Origin of the sequence: Microbacterium sp. cf332 (assembly GCF_900102175.1) — a bacterium.
In the GTDB taxonomy this organism is placed as follows: Bacteria; Actinomycetota; Actinomycetes; order Actinomycetales; family Microbacteriaceae; genus Microbacterium.
In genome coordinates this window covers 187,347-203,381 of record NZ_FNKN01000001.1, presented here as the reverse complement: position 1 = coordinate 203,381, position 16,035 = coordinate 187,347, and the positions used below count along the sequence as shown (strand labels likewise).

General features: G+C 72.5%; 12 protein-coding genes. 6 read left to right on the top strand and 6 right to left on the bottom strand.

Translation table 11 applies throughout. The features are described from left to right. Positions 1-6 precede the first annotated feature (6 nt). Together BLT21_RS00880 and BLT21_RS00875 are read right to left on the bottom strand one after the other, a co-directional pair. Positions 7-3,303 carry an ATP-dependent DNA helicase gene (locus tag BLT21_RS00880; protein WP_091497656.1) on the bottom strand — a complete coding sequence of 1,099 codons (3,297 nt, stop codon included), beginning with the start codon at positions 3,301-3,303 and terminating at the stop codon, positions 7-9. After that, complete coding sequence (locus tag BLT21_RS00875; RefSeq protein WP_091497651.1) at positions 3,300-6,371, bottom strand: ATP-dependent DNA helicase; 3,072 nt, start codon at positions 6,369-6,371, stop codon at positions 3,300-3,302. The genes BLT21_RS00880 and BLT21_RS00875 overlap by 4 nt, the downstream gene beginning before the upstream one ends. A 125-nt stretch (positions 6,372-6,496) precedes the next feature. On the opposite strand from BLT21_RS00875, the gene BLT21_RS00870 reads away from it, so the two are divergent. Then, entirely contained in the window at positions 6,497-6,721 is a 225-nt protein-coding gene (locus tag BLT21_RS00870; RefSeq protein ID WP_091497646.1) for a DUF3107 domain-containing protein, read from the top strand. A 2-nt stretch (positions 6,722-6,723) separates the two neighbouring features. Then, complete coding sequence (locus BLT21_RS00865) at positions 6,724-7,014, top strand: hypothetical protein (RefSeq protein ID WP_091497643.1); 291 nt, start codon at positions 6,724-6,726, stop codon at positions 7,012-7,014. A gap of 28 nt (positions 7,015-7,042) precedes the next feature. On the opposite strand, the gene BLT21_RS00860 is transcribed toward BLT21_RS00865, so the two are convergent. After that, on the bottom strand, positions 7,043-7,759 hold the full coding sequence (locus BLT21_RS00860; RefSeq protein WP_091497638.1) for a ferritin-like fold-containing protein: 717 nt from the start codon (positions 7,757-7,759) through the stop codon (positions 7,043-7,045). A gap of 129 nt (positions 7,760-7,888) precedes the next feature. On the opposite strand from BLT21_RS00860, the gene BLT21_RS00855 reads away from it, so the two are divergent. Further along, positions 7,889-9,364, top strand: a complete 1,476-nt coding sequence (locus tag BLT21_RS00855) for a DEAD/DEAH box helicase (RefSeq protein ID WP_091497634.1) — start codon at positions 7,889-7,891, stop codon at positions 9,362-9,364. A 19-nt stretch (positions 9,365-9,383) separates the two neighbouring features. On the opposite strand, the gene BLT21_RS00850 is transcribed toward BLT21_RS00855, so the two are convergent. Continuing rightward, entirely contained in the window at positions 9,384-10,262 is an 879-nt protein-coding gene (locus BLT21_RS00850) for a PHP domain-containing protein (protein WP_091497630.1), read from the bottom strand. 58 nt (positions 10,263-10,320) lie between these two features. Here BLT21_RS00850 and BLT21_RS00845 point away from each other — a divergent pair, with 58 nt between their 5' ends. From BLT21_RS00845 to BLT21_RS00835, 3 genes are all read left to right on the top strand, one after another. Further along, positions 10,321-11,340 (top strand): endonuclease/exonuclease/phosphatase family protein, encoded by a 1,020-nt coding sequence (locus BLT21_RS00845; RefSeq protein WP_091497628.1) that lies wholly within the window; start codon positions 10,321-10,323, stop codon positions 11,338-11,340. 39 nt (positions 11,341-11,379) lie between these two features. Continuing rightward, positions 11,380-12,801, top strand: coding sequence for an aminopeptidase P family protein (locus tag BLT21_RS00840; RefSeq protein WP_091497624.1), 1,422 nt, complete (start codon positions 11,380-11,382; stop codon positions 12,799-12,801). 62 nt (positions 12,802-12,863) lie between these two features. Continuing rightward, positions 12,864-14,588 (top strand): gamma-glutamyltransferase family protein, encoded by a 1,725-nt coding sequence (locus BLT21_RS00835; RefSeq protein WP_091500625.1) that lies wholly within the window; start codon positions 12,864-12,866, stop codon positions 14,586-14,588. A gap of 27 nt (positions 14,589-14,615) precedes the next feature. On the opposite strand, the gene BLT21_RS00830 is transcribed toward BLT21_RS00835, so the two are convergent. Both BLT21_RS00830 and BLT21_RS00825 read right to left on the bottom strand, forming a co-directional pair. Further along, a complete protein-coding gene (locus tag BLT21_RS00830) occupies positions 14,616-15,287 on the bottom strand; it encodes an alpha/beta hydrolase family protein (RefSeq protein WP_091497621.1) in 672 nt (223 codons plus the stop codon). Next, positions 15,284-16,003 carry a YflT domain-containing protein gene (locus BLT21_RS00825; protein WP_091497617.1) on the bottom strand — a complete coding sequence of 240 codons (720 nt, stop codon included), beginning with the start codon at positions 16,001-16,003 and terminating at the stop codon, positions 15,284-15,286. The genes BLT21_RS00830 and BLT21_RS00825 overlap by 4 nt, the downstream gene beginning before the upstream one ends. Between the last annotated feature and the right edge of the window lie 32 nt (positions 16,004-16,035).

Here is a 16,035-nt window from a genome sequence, read left to right as displayed (position 1 = left end):
GCGTCCTCAACCGCGGATGACGAGGTCGTCGGCCACGTAGAAGAGGGCGACGTCGATCTCCGACTCGTCTATGCCGTGCCGCACGGAGTATGCCCGGCGATACAGTTCCAACTGGAGCATGCGTTCAGCGCGCTCGGGTGCCGTACGCGGCGGCCGGCCGGTCTTCCAATCGACGATCTCGATGCGTCCGCCGCGGTCGGCGCGACGGTACACCGCGTCGAGCTTGCAGATGATGACGTGCGGGCGGCCGTCGTCCAGCATCCGGTCGTCGGTGAAATCGATCTCGGTCTCGACCTCGATCGGCTGCAGCGTCGCCCACTCCGATCGGAGGAAGACCTCCTGGAGACGGGCGAGGTCGTCACCGTCCACCACCCGGCCGCCCGGGGCGGAGGCGTCGGCGGAGTCGTCATCGACCTCCCAGAGGGCCGCATCGGGCTGCGCGCCCCGCGCGGCCACGCCGGAACGCTGCTCGACCCACGCGTGGAACCGCGTACCCAGTCGCGTCTCCCGGTAGGGGCGCTCGGGCAGCGGGCGCAGGGTGGCCTCCACCGCGGCGTCGTAGTCGGCCGCGAAGTCTTTGAAGCGCGACGCCGGGATGCGCGTCGGCGCGACGCGTCGCGATCCCGCGGCGCGCTCGTCGCGCTCGGCGAGCAGCAGGGCGAGGTCGCGCTCGGGCTCGACGTCGCGCCCTGCCGCCGCGACGGCGCGGACGGCTCGGGCAGCGGACTCGACGCGCGTGCGGCGTTCACCGAGCGGGTCGAGCGGCCACTCGAGCACCTGCCGCCGGTCGAGGTACGGGTTCTCCCCCGGCTCTGCGTCGACCAGCTCGCAGGCGAGCCCGTCGGCGATCTCGCGCAGGAACGGACTCGGCCCCCGTGGGTTTCGCGTGCCCGACCAGAACGATCCGCTGAGGAGGAGGGCATCCCGCGCCCGGGTTACCGCGACATAGGCGAGGCGCCGCTCCTCCTCACGCTGCCGGTCGGCGTTCTCGTCCGCGAACCGGGCGAGCGCGGCCTTGAGATCCTGCTGGGTGGGAGCCGCGTGTGCCTCCCACGTCAGTCGCGGCAGCCACCGCGCGTCGCCGCGGAAGCCGTAGGGCAGCACCCCGAACCCCAGCCAGCCCTGCTTGTCGCGGGCGCGAGCCGGCAGCTCGTCGGCCACCACTCGCCCGACGGCGACCGCGTCCCACTCCAGCCCCTTCGAGCCGTGGATCGTCAGGATCTGGACGACGTCCTCCTCCGGGGGCTCGGTGCGGGGTGCGAACTCGTCCTGCCGCTCCGCATGGTCGAGCCACGCGAGCAGGCTCGGCAACGAGCCCGCCTCGTCGGTCGCGAGGAAGCCCTGGAGTTCGTCGACGAACGCGCGCAGCTGATCGGACGCGACGCGCGCCGATCCCCTGCTCTCATTCGCCGCCAGCTCGATGTCGAGTCGGAGCTCGGCCTCGATCAGTCGCACCAGTTCGGGGATCGGCATCGACGACGCCCGGCGCAGAGCGGCGAAGGTCGCCGCCGCCTCACGAAGGCGCACGCGGCCGTCGTCGGTGAACGCGGTGAGCCAGCCGTGGTCCGGTCCCACCCGCACGAAGAAGTCGAGCGCGTCCACGATAGAGGCGTCGTCGTCGGTGCCTGCCCCGGTCGGAAGCGGCTGAAGTGCCGCGTCGGAGCGCGCCAGCCTCCGTCCGAGGTCGGCCAGGGAACGGAGGTCGCGCAAGCCGATCGACCATCGCGGTCCGCCCAGCAGGCGCAGTAGCGCCGAACCCGCCGTGGGGTCACTGATGACACGCAACGCCGAGACGACGTCGACGACCTCGGGGGTGCTGAGAAGCCCGCCCAGACCGAGGATGCGATGCGGGATGCCGCGGCGCGCCAACGCGTCGGCGTACCGGACCATGTGCTTCTTACTGCGCAGCAGGATGGCCGCGCTGGTCGGCGCTCCGCGCTGGGCGCGCTCACCGCGCACGCGCTCGAACCAGGCTGCGACCCGATCGGTCTCGGTGTCGAGGTCGGGCTCGAAGAGCAGCTCGACATCGCCCGCCGGGGCCGACGGGCGCGGCCGGAGTCGGTCGACGGGCACCGGAGACCTCTCCGCGAGCGGGGCGAGCACGGCGTTGGCGGCGTCGAGGATCCGCTCGCTGTTGCGCCAGCTCGTCGCCAGTGAGAAGCGACCGGCCGTCTCGGCCGGCGAGAACGCGGCGGCGAAGTCGCCCAGATTGCCGGCGCTGGCTCCGCGCCACCCGTAGATCGACTGATGCGGGTCGCCGACGGCCATGACCGACGCCCCCGCGAACACGGCGCTCAGCAGTTCGGTCTGTACGACGGAGGTGTCCTGGTATTCGTCGAGGAGGACGACGGGATACCGTTCGCGCAGATCCGCGGCGACGCCCGGGTGGGCTCGGACGACCGCCAGTGCGCCCGCCACCTGGTCCGAGAAGTCGATGACGCCCGATCGCAGTTTGCGCCGCTGATACTCCAGCGCGAGATCCGCGAGGAGCGGCAGGCCCGACACCTGGTCGGCCGCGCGTGCGACATCCGCGTACACGGTCGTACCGCTGCGCGTCGAAGGACGCTCGAGCACGTCCTGGAACGCGTCGCCGAAACGGGCGAGCTCTGCGAAGTCGACGAGATTGTCGACGCCGTCGCGCGCGATCCGGAGCGCTCCGTCGATGATGCTGCGCAGGGCGTTCTCGCGGGTCTCGAGCCGTTCGTCGTCGGAGTCGAGGACGACGCGGCGCATCAGGAGCCACGCCGCGGACTCGCTGAGGACGGCGGCCTCCGGGTCGCGGCCGATCCGGACGGCGTTCTCGCGGACGATTCCGTCGGCGAAGCTGTTGTAGGTCGACACGGTCGGTCGCTCGAGAAGCGAGTCGACGACTGCACCGAGAGTCTGCGCACCGGTGTCGTCGGCGAGCCGCCGCTGCGCCGCGTGCCGACCCGCGCCGCGCGGGTCGCCGGCGCGCTCGAGCTCGCCGAAGACGTCGAGTGCGCCCCGCCGATGCAGGTCGTCGAGGTACGGCACGAGACCGGCGTCCTCGAACTCCGCGAGACGGTCGAGCCGTCGGCGGATGCGCTCGCCGAGCTCGCCCGCCGCCTTCCGGGTGAACGTGAGGCCGAGCACGCCCGACCGCGGGACGAGGCGGTTCGCGACGAGCCAGACGACCCGGCCGGCCATCGTCTCGGTCTTGCCGCTGCCGGCCCCCGCCACCACGAGCGCGGGCGCGAGCGGCGCGGCAATGACGGCGCTCTGCTCCGGTGTCGGCGGGAACTGTCCGAGAGCTGCTGCCAGTGCTCCGGGTGAGACGATCACGTGGCGCTCACCGCCGCGATGGTGTGGATACGGCAGAGGCCGAACGAGTGGTCGTCGCGACAGTGCTCTTCGAAGGGGGCCTCGAACCGCACGCCGCTCATGACCCGCGCGGCACCGTCGAGCCTGTCGAGGAACGCTGCGCGCTCATCGGCCCCGAATGGCGGTTGGCGCGGCGTCGCGTAGTCCTTCGAGGCGGCGCTCGGCCGGAGCACCAGCAGCATCGCACCGCCCGAGGGCAGCCCGGCCGCCGCCGGTATCGCACCGCGCTCGTGCGCGAGCTGATACGCCGCGAGCTGAGCGTGATGCGTGACGGCGCGGTCGGTCTGCGGCTCGCGCTTGCCGGTCTTGAGGTCGACGATGACGACGCTGCCGTCACCGCGCTGCTCGACGCGGTCGACGGCACCGCTGAGCACGATGCGCCCGTCACCGTCGTCGTGGGCGAGCTCGACCTCGAACCTCGGCTCGGCGCTCAACAGGCGACCGCCGTCGCGCTCGAAGTCGCGCAGGTAGCGGGCCAGTCGGCGCACGAGGTCACGTGCGCGCGTGCGCTCCGCCCGTTCCCGCCATGCCGACTCGAACTCCAGCTCGCTCCATCGGGAGGACACCGCCTGCCAGAGGGACTCCTCGTCGGGCGAGGCCACCTCGAGCGCGCTGTGGACGATCGTGCCGATTCCTGCGGTCGCACGGGCGGCATCGCCCCCGAGGTCGGCGATGACCCAGTTCAGCTGACACTCCTCGAGTGTCTCGAGGCGTGAGGGCGACACCCGGATGGTCTCGCCTTCACGGTCGCGCAAGGGCGCCGTGGTCGTGGGCGGACGCACCCCGTACCACTCGTCCGGGGAGGCGCCCGAGACGCCGGCCGCGGCCAGCAGCGCGAGCTGACCGGCCGCCCGCTCGCGCTCCGGATGGGGGGAATGCGATTCGGTGAGCATACGGCGGTGGCGGGCTACCAGGCCGCGGAGCGTCAACGGATGGGCTGCCTCGGGCGGGGCGCCCTCGGCGTCGGGCAGCAGCTCGAAGAACGGGCTCGGGCCGGTGTCGTCGTCGTCCACCGCGGTGACGACGACGAGATCCTGTGCGCGAGAGAGCGCCCGGGCGAACAGCCGGAGCTCGTCGTGCAGCACGCCGCGGCGGCGGTCGAGCGCATCGGCAACCGCAGGATCGTCGAACGGGAGCCGCCAGGTGTCGAGCAGGCTGCCCCGGACGCGGAGGTTCGGCCAGATGCCCTCCTGCACTCCCGCGACGACCACCGTGTCGAATTCGGTACCGAGCGCGGCGGCGGGCGTCAGGACGCGGACCGCGCCGCTGACGGGCGGCGGGACGAAGCGGTCGTCACCCACGTCTGCATCCAGGATGCCGCGGAGGAAGACGATCGGCGTCGTCCCGTCCTCGCGCTCACCGTGTCGCTTGGCCGCCTGGAAGAGCGCGACCACGGCGTCGAGGTCGCGATCGGCCTGCGCGGCGAGCGGTCCGTGTCCCCGCGACGCCTCGCGCATTCCGCGCTCGCGTCCCGAACCCTCCCAGGCCGCCCACAGCAACTCGTGAGCCGTCGCCTCGTCGGCGATGAGCTCGTGCACGCGGCGGAGCGTCTCGGCTACGCGGGCCGCACGGCGCGCCTCGCGCAGATCGAGCAGCGCCAGCTCCGCAGGGTGCAGCATGGCGGACCGCACCAGCTCCCATGCCGACACCGGGTCGCCGTCCGTCGACGGGAACGAGTGACGCAGGGCTGCGCGCAGTCGGCGCTGGTCGACGGCGTCGAGCCCCGCACCCGTCAACGCCGCGACCACCTCATCGCGGGTCCAGGTATCGCCCGGACGTGCCGCGAGGTCGACGAGCCGCAGCAGATCGCGTACCACCGGCGAGTCGCCCAGGGCAGTGCCGGTGCCGGACGACGCGGTCGGCACGTCACGCGCGGCCAACTCGGCTTCCAGCGCCGTCACCTGCCGACTGTCGTGCGCGATGACCGCGCATTCCTCCCAGGGCACGCCGTGGTGCACGTGTCGCTCCCGCAGCAGGCGCGCGACCGCGTCGAACTCCTCCGACCGGGAGCGCAGCGTCAGCGCGCGCACGCCGACCGCCGGCGCATCCGGGTCGACCGCTCGACGGTGCGCGACGAGACCCACGGCGCCGATGCGCGCCGTGACCGTCGAGACCAGTGGGGCGTGACGTCCCTCGGCGCGATGGACGGTGTCGAGCACCAGGACGTCGCCGGCGCCGGCGAGCCGGGCGAAGTTCTCCGGCGTCGCACCGCGGAACGCGCCGGACCCCACGTCGGGATCGCCGAACGCGAGAACGGCGACGCCGCGCGAGCGGCATGCCTCGAGCAGGTCGACGCCTCCGCTCGTCAGCTCCTGAGCGTCGTCGACCAGCACGTGCCGGAGACCCGGCAGCCCGTGTCGGGCCACGATCTCACCTGCCTCGCGGATCAGCCCCGCGGCGTCGCGGTGCGGTCCGCGCATGGCGTCGCGCACCCCGAAGTACTCCGACATGAAGGAAGCCGCCGCCAGCCAAGCGGGCCGCCGCTCCCGCTGCGCGCGGTCGGCCAGCGCGCGGTGATCGATGCCCGCGGCGGTGCATTCGGCGATGAAGGCGCGCAGCTCCGCGCGGAACGCACGCGACCCCCGGACGTGCGCGGGCAGGTCTGCGGGCCAGCGCGCCACGCCGGCGGCCTCGTCCTCGGCGTCGCCGTCGAGGAGGTCTCGGACGATCGCGTCCTCGTCGGCGCCGGTCAGCAGCCGCGGGGGCTCGGCGCCGCGGCGTACCGCCGCGGCGCGGACGATCTGGAACGCGAACGCCGTCGCCGAGCGCGCCAGCGGCCCCGCGGTCGCGACACCGACGGCCACACCGAGATCGTCGCGGAGCCGCGTGGCCGCCTGACGCGTCGCGGTGAGCACGACGACACCGTCGGGGTCGGCGCCGTCCGCCACCAGCCGGCGCACGCGTTCGACGATGGTTCGCGACTTGCCTGTGCCGGGAGCACCGACCACGACCGCGTTCGCCGTTGCGGGCAGCGCGAGCACCCGCGCCTGCGCGACATCGGGCTCGGCGCCGGCGGAGAGGGGACCCATGTCTCCACGCTAACCGGCCGCACCGACACGCGTTCGCCCACGGCGTGACACCGCCGGCATCCCCGTGCGACACGTGTCGTAGAGTCGAAGAGCGCCCGAGGCACGGGTGCGAAGAGGAGGAATCCGTGGAGATCCGTATCGGCATCGCGAACACCGGCCGCGAGCTCAGCCTCGAATCCAACGACTCGGCGGACACCGTCCGCGCGACCGTCTCCGAGGCCCTCGCCTCCGGCGCCCCGTTCGTCGAACTCACCGACGCGAAGGGCAGCTCGTACATCGTGCCGACCGCGGGCATCGCGTTCGTCGAGGTCGGCACCGACCAGACCCGCCGCGTGGGCTTCGTCGCCTGACCGTGCAGGTCGTCCTCGCCCTCATCATCGGTGCGGCGATCGGCCTGGCGGCCGAGTTCGTGATGCCGGGGCGCGATGCGCGCGGCTCCGCGCTCGCGCCGCTCCTGGGCGCGGCCGCCGGCGGCCTCTCCTGGACCGCGCTCACCTGGGCGGGACTCGCTTTCGACCACCCCGCCATCTGGGCCGTGTCGCTGCTGGCACCGGTCGTCGTCGTTCCCGCCGTGCTGTTCGCGCTCACGCGATCACGGGCACGCACCGACGCGGCCGAACGGCGCCGGTTGCGCATCGGCTGATCGAGTCCGGGTCTCCCCTGGGCGCTCGTCAGGCCTCGAGCCCCATCGCAGCCATGCGTCTCGAATGCGCCGCGATCACCTCCGAGTAGGTGGGTTCGACGCGTTTCTCGTCCGCGGGCTGCAACGACGTCGACCGCAGTGCGGCGCGCGCGATCAGCAGCGTGTCGCCGACCAGTCGTCGGCCCCACAACGAGAGCAGGCCCCGCCACTGCTGGTCGGCGACGATGGCATCGGTGATGATGCGCACCAGCGCGCTCCGGTCGTCGTGCGCCCGCAGGATGACGGCGACCTGGCGGCCCGTGTCGCCGTAGCTCGCCGACAGGGCGATGTAGAAGTCGTCCAGCATGCCGGCGGTCAGGTGGACGGAGAGCATGGTCTCGAGCGGCCGCGCTCCGTGCGTCGCACGCCGGAAAGCGTCGAGCGGCTCACGGAACGGCAGCATGAGCTCGAGCGGGTCGGCGCCGCGGTCGCGGATGACGCCGACCAGCTCGCGATGCTTCAGCAGCGCCGTGCCCGCGGCGAGCGAGAGCGACTCCTTCTGCGACAGCTCGGGAGTCGAGGCGATCAGGTCGCTCAAGGTCTCGAAATACCCGAGCTGGAGGTACGCCGCCTGGCCCAGGAAGGTGTCGACGTCGGGAGCGAGCTCCTCGAAGTCGACGCGACGGACGTCGCCGTAGTCGCCCCGCGAACGCAGCCGGAGGGTGCGGCCGACGGGACGCTTGCGCTTGAAGAACCAGCTCACCACGGCTCCAGCCTAGGGTCGCGGTAGGCTGGATGCGCCCCGGCATCGGACCGGGGCCCCGCGCCTGTGGCTGAGTGAAGGGCGTGGACTCCCATCCCGGCGGCTTCTCACCGCCAGACAGGCACGTCACCTATGACCACATTCGCTGATCTCGGCGTCGACCAGGACATCGTCGACGCCCTCGCCGAGAAGGGGATCGTCGACGCGTTCCCCATCCAGGAGCAGACGATCCCGCTCGGCCTGCCCGGGCAGGACATCATCGGCCAGGCCAAGACGGGCACCGGCAAGACCTTCGGGTTCGGCATCCCCGTCGTCCAGCGGCTCGGGCTCGACCCCGCACCGGGTGTGAAGGCCCTCATCGTCGTCCCGACCCGTGAGCTCGCGGTACAGGTCTACGAGGACATGGACATGCTGACCCGCAACCGTTCGACGAGCGTCGTGGCGATCTACGGCGGCAAGGCCTACGAAGGACAGATCGACCAGCTCAAGGCGGGCGCCCAGATCGTCGTCGGCACCCCGGGTCGTCTCATCGACCTCGCGGGCCAGCGACTCCTCGACCTGTCGAACGCGACCGAGGTCGTGCTCGACGAGGCCGACAAGATGCTCGACCTCGGCTTCCTCGCCGACATCGAGAAGATCTTCTCGAAGGTGCCCGCGGTCCGTCACACGCAGCTGTTCTCGGCGACCATGCCCGGCCCGATCGTCGCCCTCGCGCGTCGCTTCATGTCGAACCCCATCCACATGCGCGCCAACGACCCCGACGAGGGACTCACGCAGGCGAACATCAAGCACCTCGTCTACCGCGCGCACTCGCTCGACAAGGACGAGGTCATCGCCCGCATCCTGCAGGCGGAGGGGCGCGAGAAGGCCGTCATCTTCACGCGGACGAAGCGGGCCGCCCAGAAGCTCGTCGACGAGCTGGGCGACCGCGGCTTCAACGCCGCCGCCGTGCACGGAGACATGAGCCAGGAGGCGCGCGAGCGCTCGATGGCCGCGTTCAAGGCGGGCAAGAAGGACGTGCTGATCGCCACCGACGTTGCCGCCCGCGGTATCGACGTCAACGACGTCACGCACGTCATCAACCACACCATCCCCGACGACGAGAAGACCTACCTGCACCGCGCGGGTCGGACCGGACGAGCCGGCAACACCGGTGTCGCCGTGACCTTCGTCGACTGGGAGGACCTGCACAAGTGGGCGCTCATCAATCGGGCGCTCGAGTTCGGGCAGCCCGAGCCGGTCGAGACCTACTCGTCGAGCCCGCACCTCTTCGAAGACCTCGACATCCCCGCGGGAACCAAGGGACGGCTGCGCAAGCTGCCCACCACGCAGACAGTCAAGACGGTCGCGCCCGAGTCGGGTGAGGCCGGAGCCAAGCGCCCCCGTCGCCGCCGTTCGCGCGGTGCAGGCGATGACTCCACCGCGCCCGTCGACACCGCCACCACGAGAACCGCCGCCGACACGACGCAAGCGGACGCCGGTACCGGCACGCACGACGGAGGCGGCGCCGAGCACCGGGACGGCAAGACCTCGCCGCGTCGGCGTCGTCGGCGCCGCGGCGGATCGGGAGCCGGTGCGGCCGGGGGCGCAGCTCCCGCCGCAGGCTGAGAACGATCACGGCGCCCGTCTACGCGTAGACGGGCGCCGTTCCGTTCGCGCGGGCGATGATGCGGGCGACCATGCCGTCCGACGTGGTGTTCTCACCCGGCACGTTCGGCTTGCCGAGTCCGTGATAGTCGCTCGAGCCGGTGACGATGAGATCGAGCTCGGTCGCGAGCGCACGCAGGGCACGCTTGCCGTCCAGCGTGTTCTCGCGATGCTCGATCTCGAATCCCGCGAGGCCGCGGCCGACGAGCTCGCGGAGCACCGCGGGCGGCATCATGCGCTCGCGGCCGCTGGGTGACGGGTGTGCGAGGATCGGGACTCCCCCGGCCGCGACGACGAGTTCGACCGCCGTGCCCGGATCGGGCGCGTAATGCGGTGTGAAGTGCCCCTGGCTCGGGTGCAGGATGCCGGCGAAGGCGGCGGCCCGATCGACCGCGAGGCCCCGCGCGACGAGGGCGTCGGCGATGTGCGGTCTTCCCACGGTGGCACCCGCGCCCGTCTGCGCCACGACGTCGTCCCACGTGAGATCGTGCGAGCGGGCGATGCTGCGGACGATGCGCTCGGCGCGCCCCACCCGGTCCTCGCGGATGCGCTCGGTCTCGGCGCGCAGCCGCGGATGGTCCGGGTCGAAGAGGTAGGCGAGCAGGTGCACCGTGCGCCACTCGTGGCGCGCACTCAGCTCCATGCCGGGGAGGAGGGTCATGCCGAGCGAGGCCGTGGCCTCGGCCGCCTCCGCCCAGCCCGCCGTCGTGTCGTGGTCGGTCAGCGCCATCGTCCGCAGCCCTGCGCGATGCGCCGCCTGGACGACACCGGCCGGCGGCTCGGTGCCGTCGGAGCGGAGGGAGTGCATGTGCAGGTCGCTGGGGCCGTGGAAGCCCCGCTCGCGCTCTGCCGTTCCCATCCTCCACAGCGTAGCCGTGCCCGGCGATCGTCCAGGCTCCGTCTCCTAGAGTCGAGGCGTGAAGCGCGTGTTCGGGGCCCTCGTGGTGGCACTGTTCGCCGCGGTCGCCGTCACAGCGACCTGGCCGAGTGTCCTGCGGGTCGAGCGCGAGTTCCCCTTCGCGCAGATCGTCGCGCTGCGACCGCTGCTGATCGGGGCCTTCGTCGCCATCGCCGCCTTCTTCCTGCTGCTCTCGCTCGGGCGCCGCATCCGCGCCTTCTGCCTGTGGATCGTCGTCGTCTCGCTCGTCGCCGCCGTCGGCGGTGCCGCGACGCTGGCGGTGCGGGGTCTCGGCGCCGAGACGCTCCCCGAGAAGACGGCGGACAGCATCCGGGTCATGACCTGGAACACCGCCGGCGCCGCGACCGATGCCGAGACGATCGCGGAGACCGCGGTCGCCATGCAGGCCGACATCGTCGCCCTCCCCGAGACGACGATGGACACCGGACGCGCGGTCGCCGTCGCCATGGGCGAGCGCGGCCGCCCGATGTGGGCCCACGTCGACAGTTACGACGGCCCCGACAGCTGGGCCGCGAACTCGACGGCATTGCTGATCTCGCCCGAGCTCGGCGACTATGCGGTGATCGAGTCGGAAGCCGCCGGCACCAGCAACACCACGATCGTGCCGAGCGCTGTGGCGATGCCGGTCGACGGCGACGGTCCGGTCGTGATCGCGGTGCACGCCGTCGCGCCTCGTCCCGAAGAGATGTCGAGTTGGCGCAGCGATCTGCAGTGGCTCGCCGACCAGTGCGCGACCGACGACGTCATCATGGCCGGCGACTTCAACGCGACCCTCGACCACATGGCACGGCTGGGTATCGACGACGCCGACGTGGGACGCTGCCACGACGCCGCGCGCTCGACCGGTAACGGCGGGATCGGCACCTGGCCCACCGACCTGCCGGCCCCGCTCGGCGCGCCCATCGACCACATCATGGCGACGGATGCCTGGCGGGCCACCGGCTCCGTCGTCATCTCGTCGCTCGACGACTCGGGTAGCGACCACCGCCCGCTCGTCGTCCAGTACACGCGGCGCTGAGCTCTCACACGCCCGCGGCGAGGGTGCGAGACTGGAGGCATGAGCACGAGCGAGACCGACACGACCGGAACCGACGCCGCCAGCACAGAGGCCGCCGCGGAGAACACCAACCGGCGCCAGCCGTTCCCCCAGGGCTTCCTCGACACGATCTCCGACGGCTGGGGGTCGCGCCCCGCGACCGCCGTCACGCCCCGCGCGGCGGCGCCCTTCGCCGCCGCGCGCCGTGAGCGCCTGTCACGCGAGTTCGCCGGCCGCCGCCTCGTCATCCCCGCCGGATCGCTCAAGCAGCGCTCGAACGACACCGACTACCCGTTCCGCGCGCACTCCGCCTTCTCGCACCTCACCGGATGGGGCAGCGACGCCGTCCCCGACTCGGTCCTCGTCTTCGAGCCCACGACCGCCGGTCACGAGGTCACGCTCTACCTGCGCGACCGGGCCGACCGCACGACGGCGGAGTTCTACGCCGACGCGGCGGTGGGCGAGTTCTGGATCGGCCCCCGCCCGGCGCTCGACGACGTGGCCGCCGACCTGGGGATCACGACGGCGCACCTCGCCGACGTCGAGCTGCGCGCGGACGACCTCGTGCTCGAGGCCGACGCCGATCTCACCCGGGCCCTCTCGGAGCTGCGGCTGACGAAGGACGAGTACGAGGTCGAGCAGATGCGCCTCGCGGTGGCGGCGACCGCGCGTGGCTTCGACGACATCGTCGCCGACCTCCCGCGCATCGTCGCGACCCCGCGGGGCGAGCGCGTGGTGGAGGGCGTGTTCCACCTGCGCGCCCGGACGGACGGCAACGGCGAGGGCTACGACACCATCGCCGCCTCCGGCCCGCACGCCTGCTACCTGCACTGGACCCGCAACGACGGCCCCGTCGTTCCCGGCGACCTCATCCTCATCGATGCGGGCGTCGAGGTCGACAGCCTCTACACCGCCGACATCACCCGCACCATCCCGGTGTCCGGCCGCTTCACCGAGATCCAGCGCCGCATCTACGAGACCGTGCGCGAGGCCGCGGACACCGCCTTCGCCGCCGCTCGGCCCGGCGTGACGTTCCGGTCGATCCACGAGGCGGCGATGGGAGTGATCGCATCGCGCGTGGCGGAATGGGGCCTCCTCCCCGTGAGCGCCGACGAAGCGCTCGACGCCGACCGCGGCGGGCAGCATCGCCGCTACATGGTGCACGGGACGAGCCACCACCTCGGCATCGACGTGCACGACTGCGCTCAGGCGCGTCGCGAGATGTACTACGACGGCGTCCTCGAGCCCGGCATGGTCTTCACGATCGAGCCGGGCCTGTACTTCCAGATCGACGACCTCACGGTTCCCGAGGAGTATCGCGGCATCGGCGTGCGGATCGAAGACGACATCCTCATGACCGAGAGCGGACCCGTCAACCTGTCGGCCGACATCCCGCGCACCGCCGACGAGGTCGAGGCCTGGATCGCCCGCGCCGCGTCGTGACCGCGCCCTTCTCGACGCCCGCGGCGCAGACGACCCGTCCCCTGCTGACGGGGACCTTCGGGATGACCGCCTCGACGCACTGGCTCGCGACGGCCGCGGCGCAGGCCGTGCTCGAACGCGGCGGGAACGCGTTCGACGCCGCCGCGGCCGGCGGCTTCGTGCTGCAGGTGGTGGAGCCTCATCTCAACGGCCCGGGCGGTGACCTGGTCGGACTCCTCCACGCCGCGGCCGACAGCCGGCCGCGCGTGCTGATGGGGCAGGGCCCGGCACCCCGCGCGGCCACGATCGCGCACTACCTCGCCGAGGGGCTCGACCGTGTGCCGGGCGCCGGCGCCCTCGCAGCCACCGCGCCGGGGGCCGTCGACGCGTGGCTCGTCCTGTTGCGGGACTACGGCACCTGGGAGCTCGGCGACGTCCTCGAGTTCGCGATCGGCTATGCCCGCGACGGACATCCGCTGCTGCGCTCGGCGGTCGCGACGATCGAGCGCGTCGCCGACCTCTTCCGTGACGAATGGCCGAGCTCGGCCGCGCTCTGGCTCGACGATGACGGCGAGCCGCCCGTCGCGGGGTATCTGCAGCGCAACCCCGCGCTCGCGGACGTCTACGTCTCGCTCGTGTCGGCCGGCGGGAGCGAGTCCGATCGCGTCGCACGCATCGAGGCGGCACGCCGCGAATGGAAGACGGGCGCCGTGGCGCGAGCCGCGGCGGCCTTCGTCGCGCGACCGCACCGCCATTCGACGGGAGGGCGGCACGCGGGTGTCATCACGGTCGAGGACTTCGCGGATTTCTCGGCCGGCTACGAGGAGCCGCTCACCATCGGGTTCCGGGGTCGCACGATCGTCAAGGCCGGCTCATGGAGCTCGGGCCCGGTGCTCCTGCAGGCGCTCGCGCTGCTCGACGCGTTGCCCGACGACCGCATCGACCCGGGGACCTCGGTCGGCGTGCACACCGTCGTCGAGGCGATGAAGCTCGTCCTCGCCGATCGCGACGCGTACTACGGCGACGGGATCGACATCACCGGGCTTCTCGAGCCGGCGTACGCCGACGCGCGTCGCGCCGAGATCGCCGAGGAGGCGTCGCAGACCTGGCGGCCGGGCGACCCCGGCGACCGTCCGCCGTTCCGTCCGCCGCTCGTACGCCCGGACGGGAGCGCCGTGGCCGGCACCGGAGAGCCGACCGTCGGTCGGGCCGGCGACACGCGCGGCGACACCTGCCACATCGACGTGGTCGACCGCTGGGGCAACATCGTGTCGGTGACACCGTCGGGCGGCTGGCTGCAGTCCTCGCCGACCATCCCCGAACTCGGTTTCGCGCTCGGAACACGCCTGCAGATGACGTGGCTCGACGAGTCGTCGCCATCCGCCCTGCGCCCGGGGATGCGGCCTCGGACGACGCTCTCGCCGACACTCGTGATGGCGGGCGACCGCACCGAGATCGCGCTCGGCACACCCGGCGGCGATCAGCAGGATCAGTGGCAGCTGCCGATGCTGCTGCGGATGCTGGTCGGCGGGTGGGACGCCCAGTCCGCGATCGACGCCCCGACGTTCCACACCACCGCGATGATCGACTCGTTCTGGCCGCGCAGTTGGACGCCAGCGGGCGTCGTCATGGAGGACCGCTTCGACGACGGGACCACCGACGGCCTCACCGCACGCGGCCACGATGTCATCCGGACCGGGCCGTGGAGTCTCGGGCGTCTCTCGGCCGTCGGCATCGACCGCGAACGCGGTGTGCTCTGGGCCGCGGCGAACCCGCGCGGCGCCCAGGGGTACGCCGCGGGCCGCTGAGGCGTTCGGCCGCTGGCATCCGCCGGTTCAGGCACCCACGCGAGCGAGGCACCGCGGAGCGATGACCGCCGCGAGCTCGGCGCCGACGACCTCGGGTTCACGCCGCGAGCCCGCGACCTCGAACGAGTGCCGGCCGCCCTCGACCCAGACGATCTCCGCGTCGACACACGTGGAGACCGCGGCCTCGAGATCGGCCACGGGCTCGACGAACGGGTCGCGCGTGCCTGAGACGAAGAGCTGCGGCCCCGTCACGCCGGGCAGATGCTCGACGCGCGGGCGGTCCGGCCGACCGGGCGGGTGGAGCGGGTACCCGAGGTAGACGAGCAGAGCGGGGTCGATGCGACCCTGCGCGGCCGCTACAGACGCCATCCGTCCGCCGTACGACTTGCCCGCCGCCACGACCGGGAGATCGGGATGCGTTGCCGTGACGGCCTGCATGACGGCCGCCCAGGTCTCGACGGCATCCGCCGCGGTCCCGGGCAGACGGCGACCGGCCACGATGTAGGGGAAGGGGAAACGGACGACCTCGAGACCCGCGTTCGCGCATCCGCGCGCGAACCCGGCGAGGAAGGGGTGGTCGGGCCCGGCCCCGGCACCGTGGGCGAGGACCATGACGGCTTGCGCGGCATCGGCGCTGTCCCGGAGAAGCGGGACGGACACGGCCCCGGCCGCCAGGGCGACGGGAACCGCGTCGATCATCGCTGCGCGTCGCCCGGTGACTCCGGCGCCGACGGCAGATCCGGACCCGGGGCTTCACCGCCCGGTACCGGGCCGCTGGCGGGCGGGAGGGGTGAGCCGGTGCCCGACGGACCGGCGGGAGGACCCGCCGGCGTCCCCGCGGGTGCCGCAGGACCGGGCGCGGGGCGCTCGGCGCCCGGGCCGGGGACCGGATCGATGCGTTCGCCATAGCGGGGCGGGCTGTCAGCGACGCTCGTGGCGGGCGTCTGCGGTCGGGCCGGAGCGACGTTGAGGGCGCCGCGCGCGCGGTGGACGCTGCTCGCCTGCACCGTCACCTCGTAGTGATCGGCCACCACCTGGGTCACCGAGGCGAAGTCCCGCCGACGCCGGACGAGGGCGAACATCACCAGGCTCATCATCATGCCGATCGCGACGCCCACCAGCATCACTCCGAGGAAGAGCTGGATGGCGGCGTCCGGTGTTCCGAACACGAAGATGAGCGAGAAGATGAGCCCGAGCAGGATGCCGTTGATCGCGCCCGTCCGCGCCGCCGTCGCATAACCGAGACGTCCGGTCACGGTCTCGACCGAGCGGAGTCCCGACCCGACGATGGCGATCTCACGCGCCGGGATGTCGGCGGCGATCAGGGTCGACACCGCCTTCTGCGCCGCCTCGTACGACGCGTAGTCAGCGACCTTCTCGCCCGTGACAGCGGGCCTCCCGCCCATCATGCTCATCCCGTCATTGTGTCACGGGCCACCCCCGCGGT

Bases quoted from the DNA above. Each gene is read 5' to 3' on its own strand.
- BLT21_RS00825 (WP_091497617.1), bottom strand. From the start codon at position 16,003: ATGAGCATGATGGGCGGGAGGCCCGCTGTCACGGGCGAGAAGGTCGCT.
- BLT21_RS00830 (WP_091497621.1), bottom strand. From the start codon at position 15,287: ATGATCGACGCGGTTCCCGTCGCCCTGGCGGCCGGGGCCGTGTCCGTC.
- BLT21_RS00875 (WP_091497651.1), bottom strand. From the start codon at position 6,371: ATGGGTCCCCTCTCCGCCGGCGCCGAGCCCGATGTCGCGCAGGCGCGG.
- BLT21_RS00840 (WP_091497624.1), top strand. From the start codon at position 11,380: ATGAGCACGAGCGAGACCGACACGACCGGAACCGACGCCGCCAGCACA.
- BLT21_RS00855 (WP_091497634.1), top strand. From the start codon at position 7,889: ATGACCACATTCGCTGATCTCGGCGTCGACCAGGACATCGTCGACGCC.
- BLT21_RS00835 (WP_091500625.1), top strand. From the start codon at position 12,864: ATGACCGCCTCGACGCACTGGCTCGCGACGGCCGCGGCGCAGGCCGTG.
- BLT21_RS00850 (WP_091497630.1), bottom strand. From the start codon at position 10,262: ATGGGAACGGCAGAGCGCGAGCGGGGCTTCCACGGCCCCAGCGACCTG.